This window comes from Streptomyces sp. NPDC052225 (assembly GCF_040679615.1).
Lineage (GTDB): Bacteria > Actinomycetota > Actinomycetes > Streptomycetales > Streptomycetaceae > Streptomyces.
Window position 1 is genome coordinate 1 of sequence record NZ_JBFAVD010000064.1, and the last position, 4,304, is coordinate 4,304.

Annotated in this window: 4 protein-coding genes; all 4 read right to left on the reverse strand. The window is 72.3% G+C overall.

Going from position 1 to position 4,304, the window contains the following annotated elements; genetic code table 11:
* Window positions 1-79 precede the first annotated feature (79 nt).
* Entirely contained in the window at window positions 80-1,780 is a 1,701-nt protein-coding gene (locus AB0L37_RS38275) for a proline--tRNA ligase (RefSeq protein WP_365516774.1), read from the reverse strand.
* A gap of 71 nt (window positions 1,781-1,851) precedes the next feature.
* On the reverse strand, window positions 1,852-2,427 hold the full coding sequence (locus tag AB0L37_RS38280; protein ID WP_365516777.1) for a GNAT family N-acetyltransferase: 576 nt from the start codon (window positions 2,425-2,427) through the stop codon (window positions 1,852-1,854).
* Window positions 2,428-2,468: 41 nt separating this feature from the next.
* On the reverse strand, window positions 2,469-3,179 hold the full coding sequence (locus tag AB0L37_RS38285) for a DUF1684 domain-containing protein (RefSeq protein ID WP_365516779.1): 711 nt from the start codon (window positions 3,177-3,179) through the stop codon (window positions 2,469-2,471).
* A 41-nt stretch (window positions 3,180-3,220) separates the two neighbouring features.
* Window positions 3,221-4,069 (reverse strand): GNAT family N-acetyltransferase, encoded by an 849-nt coding sequence (locus tag AB0L37_RS38290; protein WP_365516782.1) that lies wholly within the window; start codon window positions 4,067-4,069, stop codon window positions 3,221-3,223.
* Window positions 4,070-4,304 lie beyond the last annotated feature (235 nt).

The window sequence follows — 4,304 nt, forward strand, 5'->3', positions numbered from 1 at the left end:
GGGGTGGGCTGTCGCGGCCCGACGCTGTGGGCCGCCCCCGCAGTCCGCGGACTGCGGGGGCGCCCCTGTGCCGGTGTCCTCAGGCGGTGAGGCGGGCCACGGCCTCCTCGACCGTGAGCTCCTCGCGCTCGCCCGTGCGGCGGTCCTTCAGCTCCAGGACGCGGTCACCGCTGCGGCGGCCCGCGACCAGGATCTTCGGGACGCCGATCAGCTCGGAGTCGGTGAACTTCACGCCGGGCGAGATGCCCGGGCGGTCGTCGACCAGGACGCGGACGCCGGCCTCGGCGAGCAGGTCGGAGACCTCCAGGGCCAGCTCGGTCTGGAGGGCCTTGCCCGCGGCCACCACGTGGACGTCGGCGGGGGCGATCTCCTCCGGCCAGATCAGGCCCTTGTCGTCGGCGTGCTGCTCGGCGAGGGCGGCGACGGCGCGCGAGACGCCGATGCCGTAGGAGCCCATGGTCACGCGGACCGGCTTGCCGTTCTGGCCGAGGACGTCGAGCTGGAAGGCGTCGGCGTACTTGCGGCCGAGCTGGAAGATGTGGCCGATCTCGATGGCGCGGTCCAGCTTCAGGCCCGTACCGCAGGACGGGCAGGGGTCGCCCTCCTGGACGACGACGACGTCGACGTACTCGTCGACCTCGAAGTCACGGCCCGCCACGACGTTCTTCGCGTGCACGCCGTCCTTGTTGGCGCCGGTGATCCAGGCGGTGCCGGGGGCGACGCGCGGGTCCGCGATGTACTGGACCTTCTCCAGGCCCTGCGGGCCGACGTAGCCGCGCACGAGGTCGTCGCGGCCCTCGAAGTCCTCGGCCGTGACCAGCTCGACGGCGGCCGGGGAGAAGTGCGCCTCGACCTTGTCCATGTCGACCTCGCGGTCGCCGGGGACGCCGACGGCGACGATCTCGCCGTCGACCTTCACGAGGAGGTTCTTGAGGGTCTCGGAGGCCTGCACGCCAAGGTGCGCGGCGAGCGTCTCGATGGTGGGGGTGTCGGGGGTCGGGATCTCTTCGAGAGCGGCGACGCCGTCGGCGTCGACCGGCTTCAGGGCGAAGGAGACCGCCTCCGTGTTGGCCGCGTAGTCGCAGTTCGGGCAGTCGGCGAAGGTGTCCTCGCCGGCCGCGGCCGGGGCGAGGAACTCCTCGGACTTCGAGCCGCCCATGGCGCCGGCGGTCGCGGCGCAGATGCGGTAGTCCAGGCCCAGACGCTCGAAGATCTTCTGGTACGCGGCGCGGTGCAGCGCGTAGGACTGGGCGAGGCCCTCGTCCTCCAGGTCGAAGGAGTACGAGTCCTTCATCAGGAACTCGCGGCCGCGCAGGATGCCGGCGCGGGGGCGGGCCTCGTCGCGGTACTTCGTCTGGATCTGGTACAGGATGACCGGCAGGTCCTTGTAGGACGTGCACTGGTCCTTGACCAGGAGGGTGAAGATCTCCTCGTGGGTCGGGCCGAGCAGGTAGTCGCCGCCGCGGCGGTCCTGGAGGCGGAACAGCTCGGCGCCGTACTCGGTCCAGCGGTTCGTCGCCTCGTAGGGCTCCTTGGGCAGCAGGGCGGGGAGGGTGACCTCCTGGCCGCCCATGGCGTCCATCTCCTCGCGCACGACGCGCTCGACATTGGCGAGGACCTTCTTGCCGAGCGGCAGCCAGGACCAGACGCCGGCGGCGGTGCGGCGCACGTAACCGGCGCGGACGAGCAGTTTGTGGCTGAGCACCTCGGCGTCCGCCGGGTCGTCGCGCAGGGTCTTCACCATCAACCGGGACATGCGCTGGACCTGGGCTTTGGCCATGATTCTTGACTCCTGCGACGAAAGGGTGGTCCCAGGAGGTTAGCCGGGCGGCGGGCGCGGCCGGAAATCGGTCACGGGTTGTCGCGCAGCAGCGGCAGCGGTGCGCCCATCACGGCGTACGGCTTCGGGGCGCTGGGGAACAGGACCTGGCGGGCGAGGTCGTCGTAGCCGAGCGAGTGGTAGAGGCCGCGGGCCGGACTGTCGAAGTCGATCGCGGAGAGGATCGAGCGGGGCTGGGTGGCGCCGTCGGTGATGGTGGTGATGAGGGTGCGGCCGATGCCGCGGTTCTGGTAGCCGGGGTGGACGTGCAGCTCGGTGATGACGAACGAGTCGTCGAGCCAGTGGTCGTGGCCGCGGGCGCGCAGATACGGCTCGACGACCGTGGACCACCAGTGGGTGCGGTCGTTCGGCATGCCGTAGACGAAGCCGACGAGCCGGCCGGACTCGGTGGTGGCGCCGAGCGAGCGGGCCCCGGGATAGGTGATGTGCCGCAGCACGATCTGGCGGCGCACGGCGATCTCGTCGTCGCTCAGCCCGAAGGCGTGGGCCTGCACGGCGAGGGCCTCGTCGACGCGGGTGCGCAGGTCGAGCGGGCCGATGGTGACGGCGGCGCCCTCGGTGGCGTCCCTACGGTTGCGGTGCGGCATGCGGGGAGGGTACCCCGGGGCGGCCGTGCGAGGCGGGGTGATCAGTGGGCGCCGCCGCCGCGCAGGACGGGAAGCTTCTCGCCGGCCTCGACGGGCAGGTGGAATCGGTTCTGCCGGGGCGGCATCGGGCAGTTGTACTGGTCGGAGAAACCGCACGGGGGCACGAAGGCCCGGTTGAAGTCGAGGCGTACGCGCCCCTCGCCCGTGTGCTCGACGAACAGGAAGCGGCCGGCGCCGTAGGTCGTGGAACCGTTCGTCGGGTCGCCGAAGACGAGCAGCAGGGTGCCGTCGTCGTCGAAGGCCAGCAGGGTGTAGTCCGTGCCGTCGACGGTGAGGGCGATGTCGCCGGGGACGGCCTTCTCGCGGGTGCCGCCGTTGTCCCGCAGGTGCTCGAAGGCGACGGTGCGGGCGCCCTCGACGGGGGTGTACGTGGCGTCGAGGACCCAGGCCGGGTCGTACGGGAAGGCGTCGATGCGGTCGAAGTCCCGGATCGCGGGGGCGTCCGCGTCCCAGAAGCGCAGGCCGTGCTCGGGTTCGCCGGTGACCATGTCGGTGCGTTCGAGGGCCGTGACCGTGACGGTGGCGGGCTGTCCTGCGCGGGCGGCGGCCGGGGCGGGGAGTTCGCCCGGGGGCAGCCAGCGGGTCTCGACGAGGGCGAGGTTTCCGGTGGGGGCGGTGACCGAGCGGTGCCGCTCCGCGCGCCACTCGTGCCAGGCGGATACGGGGGCGCGGGGCGAGGACGAATCGGGCACGGGGCACCTAACTTCAGGGCGGGTCTTGAGTCCAGGGGCTTTCAGAACAGGACACTCATGAACGCGCCGACTTCCTCGAACCCCACCCGCCGGTACGCGGCGCGCGCCGGGGTGTTGAAGTCGTTCACGTACAGGCTGACGACGGGCGCGACGTCGGCCAGGGCGTAGCGCAGGACCGCCGCCATGCCGGGGGCCGCGAGGCCGCGGCCGCGGTACTCGGGCGCCACCCAGACGCCCTGGATCTGGCAGGCCTGGTCGGTGGCGGCGCCGATCTCCGCCTTGAACATGACCTTGCCGTGCTCGTCGAGACGGGCGAACGAGCGCCCTGAACCGACCAGTTCGGCCACTCGTGCCTGGTAGAGCAGGCCGCCGTCGCCGGCCAGCGGCGAGACGCCGACCTCCTCGGTGAACATCGCCACGCACGCCGGCATGATCGTGTCCATCTCGTCCTTGCGGACACGGCGTACGTACGGGTCCGGGGTGACGTCGGCGGGCAGCCGGTCGGCGACCATCAGCGGCTGCTGGGCGCGGACCTCGCGGGCCGGGCCCCAGCTGGGTTCGAGCAGGCGCCACAGCAGGGCGGTGGGCTCGGCGGGGCCGACGATCGAGGAGCAGCGGCGGCCTGCCCGGCGGGCGCGGTCGGCAAAGCCGCGCACGGCCCGGTCGGTGGCGCAGATCGGCACGAGGTTGGCGCCCGCGTAGCAGAGGGAGCGGAGCATGCCGTCCTCGTACCAGCCCCACATCTCGCCGCCGAGGCGCCACGGGTCGAGGCCCGCGACGCGGACGCGCGCGGTCACGAAGGCGTTCACGACCGGCTCGCGGTCGAGGACGGCGAGCGCGGCGTCCAGGTCACTCGGTTCGAGGACCCGGGTGGTGGTCTGAGTCAACACGGGGCGGGGCCTTTTGGGTGGGTTGCCGATCTCCGCACTGTACCTGCCGGTGGGGGCGGGTGTACTGGGCCCGCCTGCGGCGGGCTCGCGCCTCATCGTCTGCCGGGTTGAGGATCGGCGCGCGGCTGCGGGCCGGTGGGGGCTGGTCGCGCAGTTCCCCGCGCCCCTGAAATGCAGACGCTTCGCGTCGCATTTCCCCGAGAGATGCGGAGCACCTCCAGGGGCGCGGGGAACT

Excerpts from the sequence above, each read along its gene's own strand:
- AB0L37_RS38275 (WP_365516774.1), bottom strand. The coding sequence starts at position 1,780 with ATGGCCAAAGCCCAGGTCCAGCGCATGTCCCGGTTGATGGTGAAGACC.
- AB0L37_RS38280 (WP_365516777.1), bottom strand. The coding sequence starts at position 2,427 with ATGCCGCACCGCAACCGTAGGGACGCCACCGAGGGCGCCGCCGTCACC.